Raw genomic sequence first — 15,049 nt, 5'->3', positions numbered from 1 at the left:
GAAGGTCTTCGGGCGCGCGAAGGCGCAGGCCGAGTCGATCCGGGCGATCACCTCGGAGTACCGGCAGGCGACCGTGCGGACCCTGCCGGTGCCTGCCGCGACCACCGCGCCCGGCCGCTGGCCGAGCGCCCCCGCGTACGCGGTGACCGCGTCGGCCGCCAGCGCGAGCCGGTCCACGCCGAGGGAACTCCGCAGCGCGGCGGGCAGCGTGGCGCGCAGGTCGTCCCCGAGGGTCGCCATCCCGGCGGCCCCGACGGCGACGGCGGCGAGGGGGACGGCGGCGAGGGGGACGGCGGTGACGGAGGCCGACCGTCCGGCGACACCGGCCCGGGTCAACAGCTCCTCGGCGGCGGGCACCAGCCGCTCCAGCAGATGCCCCGCGTCGATGCCCCGCTCTCCGGTCCGTACCGGCTCCGTGAACGCCACGCTGTCCACGGCCCGCACGCCACCGGTCTCCCCGGCGACGGCTCCGAGGGCCACCCGCAGCCCCGAGCCGCCGGAGTCGACGCCCAGCACCCACACGCGGCCGCTCATGCGCCGCCGCGCCGCGTCACGGCAGGCGCCACTCGACCGGCTGGGCGCCCTGCTGGAGCAGGAGCTCGTTCGTCCGGCTGAACGGGCGCGAGCCGAAGAAGCCGCGGTCGGCCGACATCGGTGACGGGTGGGCCGACTCGATGGCGGGGAGCCGGCCGAGCAGCGGGCGCAGATTGCGGGCGTCACGCCCCCACAGCACGGACACCAGCGGCTTGCCGCGTGCGGCGAGCGCCTTGATGGCCTGCTCGGTCACCTCCTCCCAGCCCTTGCCGCGGTGCGCGCCCGGCTTGCGGGGCGCCGTCGTCAGCGACCTGTTGAGCAGCAGCACGCCCTGCCGGGTCCACGGCGTCAGGTCGCCGTTGGAGGGCCGGGGCAGCCCGAGGTCGGTGTGCATCTCCCGGAAGATGTTCTCCAGGCTGCCGGGCAACGGCCGCACGTCGGGCGCGACCGAGAAGCTCAGCCCCACCGCGTGTCCCGGTGTGGGGTACGGGTCCTGGCCGACGATCAGGACCCGCACCTCGTCGAACGGCTGCTGGAACGCCCGCAGGACGTTCGCCCCCGCCGGGAGGTAGGTGCGTCCCGCGGCGATCTCCGCGCGGAGGAAGTCGCCCATCGCGGCGATGCGTTCGGCCACCGGCGCGAGGGCCTGCGCCCACCCCGGCTCGACGATTTCATTCAACGGTCGTGCTGCCACGGCCGTCACTCTACTGGCGCAGCGAGCCCCCTCTCACCCGACGCCCGAGGCATGGACCGCACCGGGCCCGCACCCGACCTCACCCGGGCCTCACCCGGATCTCACCCGGATCTCATCCGACGACCGCCGCCCGCACGCACAGCACGTCCGGCAGGTGGGAGGCGAGCAACTGCCAGCTGTCGCCGTCGTCGGCGCTCGCGTACAGCTCGCCGTTGCGGTTGCCGAAGTACACGCCCGCCGGATCGGCGTCGTCCACGCACATCGCGTCCCGCAGCACTGTGCCGTAGTGGTCGCCCTCGGGCAGGCCCGCCGACAGGGGCTCCCACGTCCCGCCCGCGTCACTCGTGCGGTAGACCCGGCAGCGGTGGTCCGCCGGGACCCGGTCCGCGTCCGCGGCGATGGGGAACACGTACGCCACGTCCGCCCGGTGCGGGTGCGCCACCATGGCGAAGCCGAAGTCGGAGGGCAGGCCGGCGCCGATGTCGGTCCACTTGGCGCCGCCGTCGTCGCTGCGGTACACCCCCCAGTGGTTCTGGAGGTACAGCCGGTCCGGGTCGCCCGCGTCCTGTGCGATCTTGTGCACGCACTGCCCGAACTTCGGGTGCGGGTCCGGCAGGAAGACCGCCGACACGCCGTCGTTCGACGGTGACCAGGTCGCGCCGCCGTCCCGGGTGCGGAACACCCCGGCCGTCGACACCGCGACCGTCACGAGGTCGGGGTCGCGGGGGTCCGTGACGACGGTGTGCACGGCCTCGCCGCCCCCGCCGGGCACCCACTGCGACCGGGTCGGGTGCTCCCACAGCGGCCGCACCAGCTCGAAGGTCTCGCCCTCGTCCGTGGAGCGGAAGAGCGCGGCGGGCTCCGTGCCCGCGTAGACGACACCGGGAGCGGCCGGGCCCGCCGGGTGGAGCTGCCACACCCGCTCCAGCGAAGCGCCGGTGTCCTTGGGGAACTTGACCGCCGGCTGCCGCGGTTCGGTCCAGGTCTCGCCCAGGTCGTCGGAGTGGAACACCGACGGCCCCCAGTGCGCGCTGTCCCCGCCCGCCAGCAGCCGGGGCGTGCTCCGGCGCCTGTCGATCGCGATCGAGTACACGGCCTGCGCGTTGAAGTGCGGGCCGCCGAACTCCCACCTGCCGTCTCGCCTGCGGCCGATGAAGAGTCCCTTGCGTGTGCCTACGGTGAGCAGTACGTCGGTCATGGCCGACACCTCCAGGACGCCGTTGTCGCGGATACGGGCCAGTGTGCACCCACCCACTGACAGTGGCCGTCCTGAAGGCGTTTACGCAGGTCGCGCGAGGTGTCAGACCGACCGGTGGTGTCGGACCGACCGGGGCGTCAGACCGACCGGTGGTACTGGTCGGGCACGTGCACCTCGCCGCCCAGCTCGCGCGCCGCGTGCCGGGCCCACGACGGGTTGCGCAGCAGCTCACGGCCGAGCAGCACCGCGTCCGCCTCGCCGTTGGCGACGATCTTCCGGGCCTGCGAGGCCTCGGTGATCAGCCCCACCGCGGCTACCGGCAGGCCCGTCTCCGCCTTCACCCGTGCCGCGAACGGCACCTGGTAACCCGGGCCGACCGGGATGTGGACGTGCGGCGCGTTGCCGCCGGTCGACACGTCGAGCAGGTCCACGCCGTGCTCCTTGAGCAGCGCGGCGAAACGGACCGTGTCGTCGGCCGTCCACCCCGCTCCCTCCTCCAGCCAGTCGGTGGCCGAGATCCGGAAGAACAGGGGCAGCTCCTCGGGCCATACCTCCCGGACGGCGTCGACGACCTCCAGGGCGAAGCGGGTGCGGTTCTCGAAGGAGCCGCCGTACGCGTCGGTGCGGTGGTTGCTGTGCGGGGAGAGGAACTCGTTGATCAGGTAGCCGTGGGCGCCGTGGATCTCGACGACCTCGAAGCCCGCGTCGAGCGCGCGCCGCGCGGCGGCCGCGAACTGACCGGCGATCTCGCCGATCTGCTCCCGCGTCAGCTCGTCCGGCACCGGGTGGCCCTCGTCGAAGGGCAGCGGGCTCGGGGCGACCGGCTGCCAGCCGTGCGCGTCGGCGCCGACCGGCGCGCCGCCCTTCCAGGGGCGCTCGGTGGAGGCCTTGCGCCCGGCGTGGGCGAGCTGGACGCCCGGGACCGTGCCCTGACTCTTGAGGAACCCGGTGATCCGGCGCAGCGCCTCGACCTGGGTGTCGTTCCAGAGGCCGAGGTCGTACGGGCTGATCCGGCCCTCGGGGGAGACCGCGGTGGCCTCCAGCAGGATCAGACCGGTGCCGCCGGCGGCGCGGGCCGCGTAGTGCGCGAAGTGCCAGTCGCCGGCGACGCCCGCGTTCGGTCCGAAGGCCTCGGCGCTGTACTGGCACATGGGTGCCATCCAGACGCGGTTGGGGATGGTCAGCGACCGCAGGGTGCGGGGCTCGAACAGTGCGCTCACGGCGGACTCCAATGCGCGGCGGGGCCGGTCGGTACGCCTCGTACGATAACCGTCGTAGTACGGCACCTGTCAAACTATGAGGTCTCTCGTACAATGCAGGGAACCGAGGAACCTGGAGCCCCCGTGACCGCTCTGACCACCGGAAGCACCGGAAGCACCGGAAGCACCGGAAGCACCGGAAGCACCGGAAGCACCGGAGCCGCGGGCTCCAGCCCGCGCGAACTCGCCCACCCCCCGCGCGACGACATCCGCCTCGAAGGGGTGCTCCACGCCCTCGCCGACCCGATGCGGCTGCGCGTCGTACGCGAACTGGCCACGGCGGAGTCCGAGGTGGCCTGCTCGCACATCGAGTTGCCGGTGACCAAGTCGACCACCACGCACCACTTCCGCGTCCTGCGCGAGAGCGGTGTCATCCGCCAGACCTACCGGGGCACGGCCAAGATGAACGGCCTGCGCCGCGCCGACCTGGAGGCGCTCTTCCCCGGTCTGCTGGACGCGGTCCTCGCCGCCGCCGAGCGGCAGGGCGTCCGCCTCGCAGGCTTCTGAGCGGTCGGCGAAGGCGTCTGCCGCGTCTCGCCCGCGACGCGCTGGGCGCCCGTACGGAGGTGGCCGAGGACGCCTTTCCTGCCCGGTTCGGTCCAGCGGATCGTCGTCCGCACCGACGGCGGCGCGGTCTCGAAGACCCTCGAGCGGCGGCCGCGGCCACCGTCCCCGCCTGCCGGGCGGCCGCGCCGAGCCCGCTGGAGGCGCTGGCCGGTCCCTGATCCCCGACCCCGGAAAGACCGGAAGACAGGCCCTACACCTCGCGGGCCGCCTCCGGGTCCCGGTCGGACGCCGGCCAGACGTACGGGAGGTCGTCCGGGACGCCGGGGAAGTGGCCGCGGTAGAAGTCGGGGTCCTTGCGCAGCAGCGCCGACTGGTGGCTGCGGTGGAAGGCGGGGTCGCCGAGCCACGGCGGCAGCTCCCCGGCCGCGGCGAGCCCGCCCTGCGGCCGGGGCGCGCCCTCCACCGGCCGCCGCCAGGCGCGGAAGTCGCGCATCAGAGTGTCGGCGCAGGTGTCCGGGCGCCCGGTGGCCGTCCAGACGCGGCAGACGTCCAGGCCGTAGCGGACGAGCGCCTCCTCGTACCCGGTCCACATGCGGACCGCGGGATGCCTGCGCCATCCGTATCCGGGCACGGTCAGCCCGCGGAACACCTGGAGCGCCTCCACCCGCTGCTTGCCCAGCCGACGCGGATCCAGGGCCTCCGCCGAACGGGTGAAACCGGAGTAGGGCAGGAAGGTTTGCATGAGATGTCCCTACCCGAAGTCGAAGGCGTCGGCCGCCTACGACACCGAACGCCCTCCGATGCCGGTGCGAGGAATTCGCGCGTACGAGCCAAGGGTGACGGCCACCCGTATCAGACGGTCAGGGGCCCTGTTGCGCTGCCAGACCCCCGGGGCGGGAACACGCCGGCAGGGCGTGGGCCGGGCGGGGGCGGCGAGACGGGATGGGCGTGACCGAGCGCGGTACGACCAGTGGGGCCGCTCCGGAGGGGACGGGGGCGGGCGTGACGGATCACGGCGTCCCGGGCGCACGCGCGGCGACGGAGGACCGACCGGGCGGGCGGCAGCGCGGCGAAGGGCCCGGCGAGCGACGGCAGGGCGACCGCGACGGGCCGGGCCGGGAACGGCCGAGCGAAGGGCCCGGCAGACCGGCGACGGCCACCTCGACTGGCCCGACCTCGCCGCCATGGCCCGCGCACTCTCCACCCGCCTCGACCTGCGAGCCCGAGGAGACCCGGCTCTGCGAAGCCTTCGCCGCCTGGTGGCGCGAGCTCCGGGCCGCCCTCGACACGGACGGCGACGGCCGCGTCAGCGCCGACGAGTACGCCGCCGCCGTCCCCTCCCTCGCCGGACCCGCGCTCACCCGCGTCGCCGAGGTGCTCTTCGACGCCACCGACAAGGACGGCAGCGGGAGCATCGACGCGGACGAGTACCGGACCCTCTTCCGCGCCGCCTTCCACCGCGACCTCACCGCCACCGACGGCGCCTACGGCCGCAGCGCCTTCGTGGGCGACTTCCTCTCCTTCATGGCGGGCCGCCGCGGGAGCACTCCGTACGAGCCCCTCCTCGCCGACGCCTAGGCGTCGAGATGATCTGCGAGGGGGAGCATCGCAGGTCAGCGGGGCCCACCGTTTAGGCTGCCGTCCCGGGCCGGCCCGTCGGCCGGTCGGGGATCAGGGGGGACGACAGTCGGATGGACAGCACCACCGAGGTGTTTCAGCCGCTCCAGGCGGACGACCCTGCCGTCGTGGCCGGTTACCGCCTGGCGGCCCGGCTCGGCGCGGGGGGCATGGGCCGGGTGTACCTGTCGCACACCCAGGGCGGCCGCCCGGTGGCGATCAAGGTGGTGCGGCCGGAGCTGGCCGACGATCCGGCCTTCCGGCGACGGTTCCGCCGGGAGGTGGAGGCCGCCCGCCGGGTCAGGGGCGCCTACACCGCGGAACTGATCGACGCCGACACCGACGGCGCACCCCCCTGGCTCGCCACGCTGTACGTGCCCGGGCCGTCCCTCACGGAGGCCGTCGCCCGGCGTGGTCCGCTGCCGGTGTCCGCCGTGCTGTGGCTGATGGCCGGCGTGGCGGAGGCGCTCCAGTCGGTTCACGCCGCGGGGATCGTGCACCGCGACCTCAAGCCGTCCAACGTGCTGCTGGCCGCCAACGGGCCGCGGGTGATCGACTTCGGTATCTCGATCGCCGCCGACCTCTCCTCGTACACCGCCACCGGTTCCACCGTCGGTACACCCCACTTCATGGCCCCCGAACAGGCGACGGCCGGTGACATCACCCCCGCGACCGACGTCTTCGCACTGGCCCAGACGGCGGCCTTCGCGGCGCTGGGCGAGCCGCTGTACGGGGACGGCATCGCGCCCGTCGTGCTGTACCGGATCGTGCACGAGGAACCCGACCTGTCCCGGCTGCCCGAGCCGCTGCGCCCGCTGATCGCCCGCTGCCTGGCGCCCGATCCGGGGGACCGGGCCACGCCGGCGGAGATCGTGGAGTGGTGCCGACGGCAACTGGACGCGGATGCCGGCGCGGACGCGGGCGCGGACGGGGGCGGCGGGCCGGCCGTCTGGCGCGAGGTCACGGGACCCGAGGCGACCGTTCCGGGCCCGGTGCGCACCCCCGTGGCGCCGTCGACCGCACCCCTGACGCTGTCGCTGCGGCCCGCCCGGCGGTCGCCGCCCGGACGGCGGCGTACCGCGCTGATCACGGCCGCGGCCGTGACGGCGGGCGCTCTGGTGCTGTCGGGCCTGACGTGGCTCGCCGGAGACCGGTTCGGCCTCGGCGAGCGGGCCGCGGACACACCCGCTTCGACACCCGGCCCGGTGAAGTCCGCCCGGTCCACGGCGCCGCCGTCCAGCGCCCCGCCGACCGCCGCCGGCTCTCACCGGGACCGGGCGTCGCGACCTGTCCCGAACGCCTCCCCGGCGGAGGGAGCGGTTGTGCTCTCCCCCGTGTGGCTGGATGGAAAGAACTCCCTGAGCCTGCGCGAGCCGATGCTGCGTAAGGACCGTACGGGCGACATCCGCCTCGACTGCGAGGACGACGCCGACTGCGCGCTGCAGAGCGATACCAGCGTGTTCCTGCAGATGTTCAACGGAAAGGCCGCCTCCCTCGCGGTCTGCCGTCACTTCCTCAGCGGCGCCTCCGGCTCCGCGTACCGCACCTGGTCGCTCGCGGCGGCGGACGACGGCACCGAGTTCTGCGTCAAGAACGCCTCCGGCGACATCGCGGTTCTCAGGATCCAGGTCAAGCAGACGACCCTGCGAGAAGCCGCCTTCCTGCAACTCGGCATGAACGTCTGGAGGGAGGCGGCCTGAGGCGTCAGCAGGCGGCGGTGGCCCGCTGGGCCGCTCCGCTTCAGCCGCGTGGTGTGGTGCCGCCGAGGACTTGCTCGCGGAGGATGTCGGCGTGGCCGCAGTGCTGGGCCAGTTCACGCAGTACGTGCAGGTAGACCCACCGCAGCGGCAGCGGGCCCCGGCGGTTGCCCCGTACGACGTCGTCGAGAGCGAGCTGCGCCGTGGCTTCGCGCGAGGCCTTGCACGCCTGCCGGTAGGCGTGCTGGACGGAGGCGATGGTGTCGGCGTCGTCCAGGTCGAAGGACTCGTCAGGCGTGGCGGGAATGCCGATGTCGGCGCGGGACCGGCAGGTGATCGCCTCGTCGAACCAGACCTTCTCGACGAAGGCGGCGTGCTTGAGCAGGCCCAGCAGCGTCGTCTTGGAGGTGACCAGCGACCTGCGGGCCTGCTCTTCGGTGAGCCCGTTCAGGCTGTCGTGCAGCGCGGATCGGTGCTCGTCGAGGAACGCCTCGAACTGATCGCGGAACGCTGCGTGGAAAAGGGCCGGTTCCAATGTCGGCGGGATCGTCATGACCTTCCCTCGGTCGTTACCGGGCGTGGGCCGTCAAGGTGTGCAGGATGGCCTCGGCGTGTGTCCAGAGCAAGGATCCCGCGGCGGCGGGAACCAGGTGCCGGGTTGCCGTCGGGATCATCCGGGTGAGCGATTCACCTCGATCCGGAGAGTGGACCGGACTGGTGTCCTGCTGTCCGTACCAGAGGTCGACGGGGACGGCGATGTCGGCGGGGTCGAACGGCCAACGGCCCATCGCCAGGACGGTGTCGCGGGCATAGCCTGCCGGGCCCTGGCTGAACGCCTCGTCCATCGCGCGCCGGAAGGCATGCTGGAAGACCGGGTCGGTGTAGACGGCGCGATCGGCCTCGGGGCTCGTGGCGAGGATCAGATCCCACAGTGTGTCGGCGCTGCCGAAGCCCGCGAAGGAGGCCTCAGCGGCGTCGGGGTCGGCTGCGACGGCGTCCACCATGTCCCTCACCTGCGGAGGCAGGGAGTGGGCGAAGCGAGCATGGGCGAGTTCGTCGCTGCCCGACACGACGGCCACCGCGTTCACCAACCCGCCGGCCGCCAGCGCGAGCGCGAACGGCGCCCCCTGCGAGAACCCCACCGCCGACGGCACTCCCAAGGCCCGCTCCTGGATGAGGTGGCGGATGTCGGCGGCCCAGCTGGTCAGGGTGCGTCCGGGGGCTGGGTCGGAGGCGCCGAGACCGGGCCGGTCCACGCTGATGAGCCGAATCCCGGCCGAGTCGAGGACGCCGCCGCCGAAACCGAGCCACCGGCTGGTGGCCGCCCCGGGGCACAGCAGCACCGGGTCACCATCGGCCGGTCCCCATTCCGCCCAGCCCAGGGCTCGACCGTCCAGAAGCCGGGTCCGCCCGAGCCGCGCTGGTTCCCACACGCCGTAGTCCATAACGAGATTGTCCTACAAGGCAGTTCGGCCTCGGGACCATGGGTAGGCAGAGCCCGTGGAAGTCGACCTCGGCTTCACGGTTAGGGTCGGTCCATGAGCGAGCCGACCTTCGTCCCCTCCCTGCAGGACCTGCGTTCCTTCGGGACGTGGGCTCCGCTGTTGCGCGCGTGGGCCGGCGGGGTCGAGGTGGGGCGCGAGGGCGGGGACGTGCGCGTGGCCGGTGCCGTGGGCCGGGACGGCTGGGCGTCGTCCTCCGGGACCCGGCCGCGCGGGCGGGCTTCGGCTGCCGAATACGAGGCCGTTGAGCGTGTGCGGGACGCGCTGGTGGTGGCGGGCGTGGAGTCCGTGACGTTCTCCGCCCGGATCGCTCCCTCGGGGAGGACCCGGCTGCGGCTGATGGGCCCCAGCCCCGCCGTCGAGTCGGGACCGGGGAGTGGCGGAGCCCTCCTGCTGGTCGAGGGCGCCGTCCCCGAGCCGTGGCGGCGGCTGCCCGACCCCGCCTCGGCCACGCGGCCGAAGCGGCCGGCGGATCCGGCGGCGCTGGAGCGGTGGTTGCGTGAGCGGCTCCCCGGCGCCATCGGGGCCCGCGACGAGGAGATCGCCGCCGCCGAAGCGCGTCTCGGTCTGCCGCTGCCCGGCGAGTTGAAGGCCCTGTACCGGGTCGTGCGGGGCCGGTGGGAGGACTGGGAGGGAGACACCCGGGCCGGGGACGCGGTGTACGAGACCGTCGGCTGCGAACTCCTCCCCCTGGACGCCCTGTACGTGGCCGACGCCGCGTCCCGGCCGGCCCCGTGGCGGTTCGCGGCCTGCGAGGCGGTCGTCACCCCGCCCGACAGCGCCGTCCAGGGCCTCGTCGGCTCGCCCGGCTGGATCGTGTTCGGCGACAACGGCGGTGGCGACCGGCTCGCTGTCGACCTGACCCCGGGGCCCGCGGGCCGGACGGGTCAGATCGTGATGCTGAGCCACGAGGAGTTCCGCGGCGCTGAGTTGATCGCCGACTCGCTCACCGACCTGGTCCGGGGGGTCGAGCCGCGGCGCCGCCGGCGGAACCGGCCCCGCGGGCGGCGGGAGGGGCCGGCCGTGGCCCACGTCAACGTGGCACACCTGCGGAGCGTCGAGGCCGCCGCGCATCCCGGGCTGGAGGTGCTCTGCATCGGGGTGTGGGACGACCCGCCGGTCGATCTGACCCCTGTGGTCGGGCTGCCGCGTCTGCGCACCCTCACGGCCTATCCGGGCACCCTCGCCGATCCACGGCAGATAGGCCGCCTCACCGGGCTGGAGTACCTGGAGATCGGACCGGCGGAATGGCGGACCCTGCTGGACGCCGGTGCCGTGCCCCGCAGCCTGGCGGCGGCCGGCATCACCACGCACGGCCTGCGCGACCACGAGCGGCTCGTCGACCTCTCGAACGAGATCCTGGCGCTGTGGGGCCGGCCTCCGATCGTCAGCACCGTCGTCGACGGCGACCTGGGCTCCCTGCCGTTCTCCTGACCGTGGTGCGCGCCTCCGTACGCCACCCGAGGACTACCCGTTCACCCCCGCGGCCCCCAGCAGCTCCGCCCAGTCGGCGATCTTGACCGTGGAGCGCCCCAGGGTGCGGCCGAGCGCTGCCTCCGCCTGCTCGATGGAGAGCCACCCGGGCCACTCCACCGGCTGCAGCCCCCAGCTCCGCAGCGCGGCGAGCGGATCGTCCGCCACCGGGCGGCGCAGCAGCAGCGCCGCGTCGTCCAGGAGCGAGGTGGCCGTCTCCTTGGCGCAGGGCCGGTTCGTGCCGATCACGCCCGTCGGGCCGCGCTTGATCCACCCCGCGACGTACTCGCCCGGCGACGGAGCGCCGTCCCGCAGCACCCGCCCCGCCGCGTGCGGCACCGTGCCGCGCGCGGCGTCGAACGGCAGGCCCTCCAGCGGCACCCCGCGGTACCCGACCGCCCGCAGCACCAGCTGGGCCTCGACGTCCTCGTACGCGCCGGTCCCGCGCACCCCGCCCGCGCCGTCCGGCACGGTCCGCTCGAAGCGCACCCCGGCCACCCGGCCGCCGCGCTCCAGCACCTCCACCGGGCGCAGGAAGAACCGCACCCGGATGACCCGCTCCCGCGGCTCCCACGCGGTGCTCTCCGCCCAGGCGCGCACCACCTCCACATTGCGCCGGTTGACCGCCGGCAGCCCCGCCGGGTCCGCGTACGCCGGGTCGAGCGCCAGGTCCGCGGGGTCGACCTCCACCCGGGCCTGCGGCATCGCGCCCAGCTCCCGCAGCTCCTTGGTGGTGAACTTCGCCTGCGAGGGCCCCCGCCGCCCCACCATGTGCACCTCGCGCACCCGGCTCGCCGCCAGCGCGCCCAGCGCCGCCTGCGGCACGTCGGTGGGGTGCAGCTCCTGCGGGCCCCGGGCGAGGATCCGGGCCACGTCCACCGCCACGTTCCCGACCCCGATCACCACCGCCGAGCGGGCGGCGAGCGCGACGCCGAAGCCGTTCTCGGCGGCGTCCGGGTGGGCGCTGTACCAGGAGACGAAGTCCGTGGCCGAGTAGCTGCCCGGCAGGTCCTCGCCCGGCACGCCCAGCTTGCGGTCGCGCGCCGCGCCGACGCAGTACACGACCGCGTGGTACAGCTCCAGCAGCCGCTGCGGCGTCACGCCCCGGGCGCCGACCTCGACGTTGCCGACGAAGCCGATCCGCTCGTGCTCCAGGACCGTGCGCAGGTTGTTCTGGAGGGACTTGATCTTCTCGTGGTCCGGCGCGACCCCGTACCGTACGAGCCCGTACGGACAGGGGAGCCGGTCCAGGACGTGGACGCGGACGTCCGGCACGCGGGTCTGCTCCACCAGCGACTGGGCGGTGTAGACCCCGCTCGGCCCGGACCCGACGACGGCGATTCGAAGCACGGCCGCGCTCCTTCCCGCAGGGATTTCCAGCATCGCACCGCCGCGCCCGTCGCGGGAGATGCGCGCGCCATCCGGGGCGGAAGCCCCAGTTCTCGCCGCCCCGGACGGCGCGCGCTCACATGGAGCGCATCCGGTTGATCTCGGCGGTCTGCTGCGCGATCACATCGTTCGCCATCTCCTCGACCTGGACGTTGTTGCCCTCGGACAGCACCTCCGTGGCCATGGTGATCGCGCCCTGGTGGTGGGTGATCATCAGCTTCAGGAACAGCTCGTCGAACGCCTTGCCGCGCGCCGCGCGCAGCTGGTCCAGCTGCGCCTCGGTCGCCATCCCGGGCATGGAACCGTGGTCGTGCCCGCTGTCCGGGGTGGGGCCTTTGTTGTTCTCCAGCCAGCCCTTCATCGCGTCGATCTCCGGCCGCTGCGCCGCGGCGATCCGCGCCGCCACCTTCCTCACCTGCTCCGACGCGGCCTGCTCCGGCGCGAGCGCGGCCATCGTCAGCGCCTGGCCGTGGTGGACGATCATCATGCGGGCGTACGTGAAGTCCGCCGTGTTCGGCCTGTCGTCGGGGAGCTCCTTGGCGGCCTGCTCCGGCGACAAGGTCCTGGCCGGTTCGCCGGGCTTTCCGGGTGCCACGACCACTCCGCCCCCGCCCCCGTCCCCCTTGGCCTGCGCGCGGTCGTCGGGCCGCGTCGGCGCCGACTCGCAGGCGCCCAGGGCCAGTACGGCGGCGAGGACCGCCACGGCGACGTCGGATCCGCGGACACGCGCGGCACTGATGCGGTGCGAGCGGTGCAACACGACGAACCTCCAGGGGCACGTGGACCGGCCGGTGGTCATCCTGCCCCGGGACGGCCCCTTCGCGCGCCCCCCGGTCGAAAACTCTCCTCAACGACTGCGCAGGGCCTCTGTTGAGATGTGCATGCAAAGCAACATACTGCCGGGGTCCGCAACCCGTTCAACTCCGAACGGACCCAAGGGAGGACGCAGTGACCTCGTTGCGCACCACTCACGCGCGGCGGCGCAGGCGTCTCGCCGTGGCCACCGCCGCGGCCGGATTGCTCGCGACCCTGCTGACGGCCGGTCCCGCGGCCGCCACGCCCGACCCCGGCGACGTACCGGCCGCCCCGGAGAGCGTCTCGGCACAAACGGAGGCGGAAGTCCGGGCGGCCATCCGCAGCGGTGAGATACCCGGCGTGGACCAGGTGGTCCACAGCGCCAACATCACCCACCTCGCCAACGTCCCGCACGACGCCTTCACCGGCATCAACTCCGACCTGGCCTTCCAGGGGAAGTACGCCTTCTCCGGCAACTACGACGGCTTCCGCGTCTTCGACATCAGCAACCCCAAGGCACCGGTCACCGTCGCCCAGGTCCTCTGCCCCGGCGCCCAGAACGACGTCTCCGTCTCCGGTGACCTGCTCTTCCTCTCCACCGACTCCTCGCGCAGCGACAGCTCGTGCAGCAGCACCTCGCAGCCCGCGACCGAGAAGTCCTCCTGGGAGGGCATGAAGATCTTCGACATCAGCGACGTCCGCAACCCGCGGTACGTCGCCGCCGTCGAGACCGCCTGCGGCTCGCACACCCACACGCTGGTGCCGGAGCGCCGGAACGTCTACGTCTACGTCTCCTCGTACGCGCCCAGCGCCGCCTTCCCCGACTGCCAACCGCCGCACGACGGCATCTCGATCATCAAGGTGCCGCGCAAGGCGCCCGAGAAGGCGGCGGTCGTCACCTTCCCGGTGCTCTTCCCGGGTGAAGGCCCCGACGGCGGCGGCAACCCGGGCGGCCCCACCAACCCGGGCGTCTCCAAGACCACCGGCTGCCACGACATCACGGTGCTGCCCTCCAAGAACCTCGCCGCCGGCGCCTGCATGGGCGACGGCATCCTCATGAACATCGAGGACCCGGAGAACCCCAAGGTCATCGACCGCGTCCAGGACAACGTCAACTTCGCCTTCTGGCACTCGGCGACCTTCAACCAGAAGGCGAACAAGGTCGTCTTCACCGACGAGCTCGGCGGCGGCGTCGGCGCCACCTGCAACGAACGCACCGGACCGAACCGCGGCGCCGACGGCATCTACGACGTCGTCGGCAAGGGCGACCAGCGCAAGCTCGTCTTCCGCAGCTACTTCAAGATCGACCGCCACCAGGCGGACACCGAGAACTGCGTCGCCCACAACGGCTCGCTCATCCCGGTCAAGGGCAGGGACATCATGGTCCAGGCCTGGTACCAGGGCGGCCTCTCCGTCTGGGACTTCACCGACTCGGCCAAGCCCAGGGAGATCGCCTACTTCGAGCGCGGCCCCCTCACCACCGACAAGCTCACCACCGGCGGCTCCTGGTCGGCGTACTACTACAACGGCCACATCTACTCGAACGACGAGCGCAAGGGCTTCGACGTCCTCCGGCTCGACGACCGGCGTACGGACGCGGCGAAGCGGGTGCGGATGCACGAGCTCAACGTGCAGACGCAGCCGGATTACTTCGACGACTACGACGACGACTACGACGACGATTACGACGACGAAGACGACGACTGACCGTCCGCCCGGTCCCGCGTTCCGTCGGACGGCCCGTCGTCCGGACCGCCGTCCGGCGGAACACCGAGCTCCCAGTCCAGCCCGTACCGCTGGAACAGCTCCGCGCGCAGCCGCGCCCGCGGCATCGGCGCGCCCGGCAGCAGCACCGCGAAGACCGCGCCCATCAGCAGCGCCCGCAGCAGCGGATAGTCCGCGTCCACGTCACGCACCCCGGAGCGGGCCACCGTGTCCCGCAGCAGGGCGGCCAGCCGCTGCTGCTCGGGGCACTGCACGAACCCCTCCGCCTGGAGGATCCCCGCCATGTGCGTACGCATCAGGACCGGCCGCTGCACCGCCAGGTCCAGGATCGCGTCGATGGCGCGCGCCAGACGCTCGCGGCCGTCGTCGGTGCGCGGCTCGCGCTCCAGGGCCGCCTCCAGCGTCAGGTGCATCAGCCGGTGCACCGCGGACTGGAGGAGCTGGCGCTTGCCGGGGAAGTAGTACGAGACCAGCCCGCGCGCCGAGCCCGCCCGGTCCGCGATGTCCGCGAGCGTGGTCGCCTCGTAGCCCCGTTCGCCGACCAGCTCCACCGTCGCCTGCAGCAGCCGCTCCCGGGAACGCCGCCGCAGTTCTTCATTGACCGATGCGCTCCGCGGGGACATGCTTTAACTCCTGCGTTGACTGGCTCTCAGCCAATA

Annotated in this window: 13 protein-coding genes and 2 pseudogenes; 5 read left to right on the top strand and 10 right to left on the bottom strand. The window is 73.3% G+C overall.

From position 1 onward, the window contains the following. From ABZX67_RS31350 to ABZX67_RS31335, 4 genes and pseudogenes are all read right to left on the bottom strand, one after another. Positions 1 to 534 (bottom strand): annotated as a pseudogene (locus ABZX67_RS31350) (hypothetical protein); the annotation flags it as partial. A 16-nt stretch (positions 535 to 550) separates the two neighbouring features. Next, positions 551 to 1,228 (bottom strand): uracil-DNA glycosylase, encoded by a 678-nt coding sequence (locus tag ABZX67_RS31345; RefSeq protein ID WP_355367489.1) that lies wholly within the window; start codon positions 1,226 to 1,228, stop codon positions 551 to 553. Positions 1,229 to 1,340: 112 nt separating this feature from the next. Further along, a complete protein-coding gene (locus ABZX67_RS31340) occupies positions 1,341 to 2,426 on the bottom strand; it encodes an exo-alpha-sialidase (protein ID WP_355367486.1) in 1,086 nt (361 codons plus the stop codon). 137 nt (positions 2,427 to 2,563) lie between these two features. Continuing rightward, entirely contained in the window at positions 2,564 to 3,646 is a 1,083-nt protein-coding gene (locus ABZX67_RS31335; protein WP_355367483.1) for an NADH:flavin oxidoreductase/NADH oxidase, read from the bottom strand. A gap of 246 nt (positions 3,647 to 3,892) precedes the next feature. Here ABZX67_RS31335 and ABZX67_RS31330 point away from each other — a divergent pair, with 246 nt between their 5' ends. After that, complete coding sequence (locus tag ABZX67_RS31330) at positions 3,893 to 4,192, top strand: helix-turn-helix domain-containing protein (protein ID WP_355367498.1); 300 nt, start codon at positions 3,893 to 3,895, stop codon at positions 4,190 to 4,192. Positions 4,193 to 4,442: 250 nt separating this feature from the next. Here the strand turns inward: ABZX67_RS31330 and ABZX67_RS31325 are convergent, their stop codons facing one another. Beyond that, positions 4,443 to 4,934, bottom strand: a complete 492-nt coding sequence (locus tag ABZX67_RS31325) for an MSMEG_6728 family protein (RefSeq protein ID WP_355367480.1) — start codon at positions 4,932 to 4,934, stop codon at positions 4,443 to 4,445. Positions 4,935 to 5,334: 400 nt separating this feature from the next. On the opposite strand from ABZX67_RS31325, the pseudogene ABZX67_RS31320 reads away from it, so the two are divergent. Together ABZX67_RS31320 and ABZX67_RS31315 are read left to right on the top strand one after the other, a co-directional pair. Then, a pseudogene (locus ABZX67_RS31320) lies at positions 5,335 to 5,770 on the top strand (EF-hand domain-containing protein); the annotation flags it as partial. A gap of 113 nt (positions 5,771 to 5,883) precedes the next feature. Then, positions 5,884 to 7,509 carry a protein kinase gene (locus tag ABZX67_RS31315; RefSeq protein WP_355367477.1) on the top strand — a complete coding sequence of 542 codons (1,626 nt, stop codon included), beginning with the start codon at positions 5,884 to 5,886 and terminating at the stop codon, positions 7,507 to 7,509. Positions 7,510 to 7,549: 40 nt separating this feature from the next. On the opposite strand, the gene ABZX67_RS31310 is transcribed toward ABZX67_RS31315, so the two are convergent. Beyond that, positions 7,550 to 8,059 (bottom strand): DinB family protein, encoded by a 510-nt coding sequence (locus tag ABZX67_RS31310; RefSeq protein WP_355367474.1) that lies wholly within the window; start codon positions 8,057 to 8,059, stop codon positions 7,550 to 7,552. Between the two features lie 16 nt (positions 8,060 to 8,075). Beyond that, positions 8,076 to 8,951, bottom strand: coding sequence for an alpha/beta hydrolase (locus ABZX67_RS31305; protein ID WP_355367471.1), 876 nt, complete (start codon positions 8,949 to 8,951; stop codon positions 8,076 to 8,078). Positions 8,952 to 9,044: 93 nt separating this feature from the next. On the opposite strand from ABZX67_RS31305, the gene ABZX67_RS31300 reads away from it, so the two are divergent. Beyond that, the gene (locus ABZX67_RS31300; protein ID WP_355367468.1) at positions 9,045 to 10,442 is read left to right on the top strand and encodes an SMI1/KNR4 family protein; all 1,398 of its coding nucleotides are present in this window, start codon (positions 9,045 to 9,047) and stop codon (positions 10,440 to 10,442) included. 33 nt (positions 10,443 to 10,475) lie between these two features. Here the strand turns inward: ABZX67_RS31300 and ABZX67_RS31295 are convergent, their stop codons facing one another. Together ABZX67_RS31295 and ABZX67_RS31290 are read right to left on the bottom strand one after the other, a co-directional pair. Then, complete coding sequence (locus tag ABZX67_RS31295; protein ID WP_355367465.1) at positions 10,476 to 11,831, bottom strand: FAD-dependent oxidoreductase; 1,356 nt, start codon at positions 11,829 to 11,831, stop codon at positions 10,476 to 10,478. A 115-nt stretch (positions 11,832 to 11,946) separates the two neighbouring features. Continuing rightward, complete coding sequence (locus ABZX67_RS31290) at positions 11,947 to 12,669, bottom strand: DUF305 domain-containing protein (RefSeq protein ID WP_355367463.1); 723 nt, start codon at positions 12,667 to 12,669, stop codon at positions 11,947 to 11,949. 149 nt (positions 12,670 to 12,818) lie between these two features. Here ABZX67_RS31290 and ABZX67_RS31285 point away from each other — a divergent pair, with 149 nt between their 5' ends. Further along, the gene (locus ABZX67_RS31285; protein ID WP_355367461.1) at positions 12,819 to 14,372 is read left to right on the top strand and encodes a hypothetical protein; all 1,554 of its coding nucleotides are present in this window, start codon (positions 12,819 to 12,821) and stop codon (positions 14,370 to 14,372) included. On the opposite strand, the gene ABZX67_RS31280 is transcribed toward ABZX67_RS31285, so the two are convergent. Then, positions 14,348 to 15,013 carry a TetR/AcrR family transcriptional regulator gene (locus ABZX67_RS31280; RefSeq protein WP_355367459.1) on the bottom strand — a complete coding sequence of 222 codons (666 nt, stop codon included), beginning with the start codon at positions 15,011 to 15,013 and terminating at the stop codon, positions 14,348 to 14,350. The two genes, ABZX67_RS31285 and ABZX67_RS31280, sit on opposite strands and share 25 nt — an antisense overlap. Between the last annotated feature and the right edge of the window lie 36 nt (positions 15,014 to 15,049).

This window comes from Streptomyces sp. NPDC003036, assembly GCF_040611175.1.
Lineage (GTDB): Bacteria > Actinomycetota > Actinomycetes > Streptomycetales > Streptomycetaceae > Streptomyces.
This window is presented reverse-complemented; position numbering and strand designations above follow the sequence as displayed.

Coding starts and splice junctions, on each gene's coding strand:
- ABZX67_RS31280 (WP_355367459.1), bottom strand. CDS start 15,013: ATGTCCCCGCGGAGCGCATCGGTCAATGAAGAACTGCGGCGGCGTTCC.
- ABZX67_RS31340 (WP_355367486.1), bottom strand. CDS start 2,426: ATGACCGACGTACTGCTCACCGTAGGCACACGCAAGGGACTCTTCATC.
- ABZX67_RS31300 (WP_355367468.1), top strand. CDS start 9,045: ATGAGCGAGCCGACCTTCGTCCCCTCCCTGCAGGACCTGCGTTCCTTC.
- ABZX67_RS31290 (WP_355367463.1), bottom strand. CDS start 12,669: ATGACCACCGGCCGGTCCACGTGCCCCTGGAGGTTCGTCGTGTTGCAC.
- ABZX67_RS31310 (WP_355367474.1), bottom strand. CDS start 8,059: ATGACGATCCCGCCGACATTGGAACCGGCCCTTTTCCACGCAGCGTTC.
- ABZX67_RS31315 (WP_355367477.1), top strand. CDS start 5,884: ATGGACAGCACCACCGAGGTGTTTCAGCCGCTCCAGGCGGACGACCCT.
- ABZX67_RS31305 (WP_355367471.1), bottom strand. CDS start 8,951: ATGGACTACGGCGTGTGGGAACCAGCGCGGCTCGGGCGGACCCGGCTT.
- ABZX67_RS31325 (WP_355367480.1), bottom strand. CDS start 4,934: ATGCAAACCTTCCTGCCCTACTCCGGTTTCACCCGTTCGGCGGAGGCC.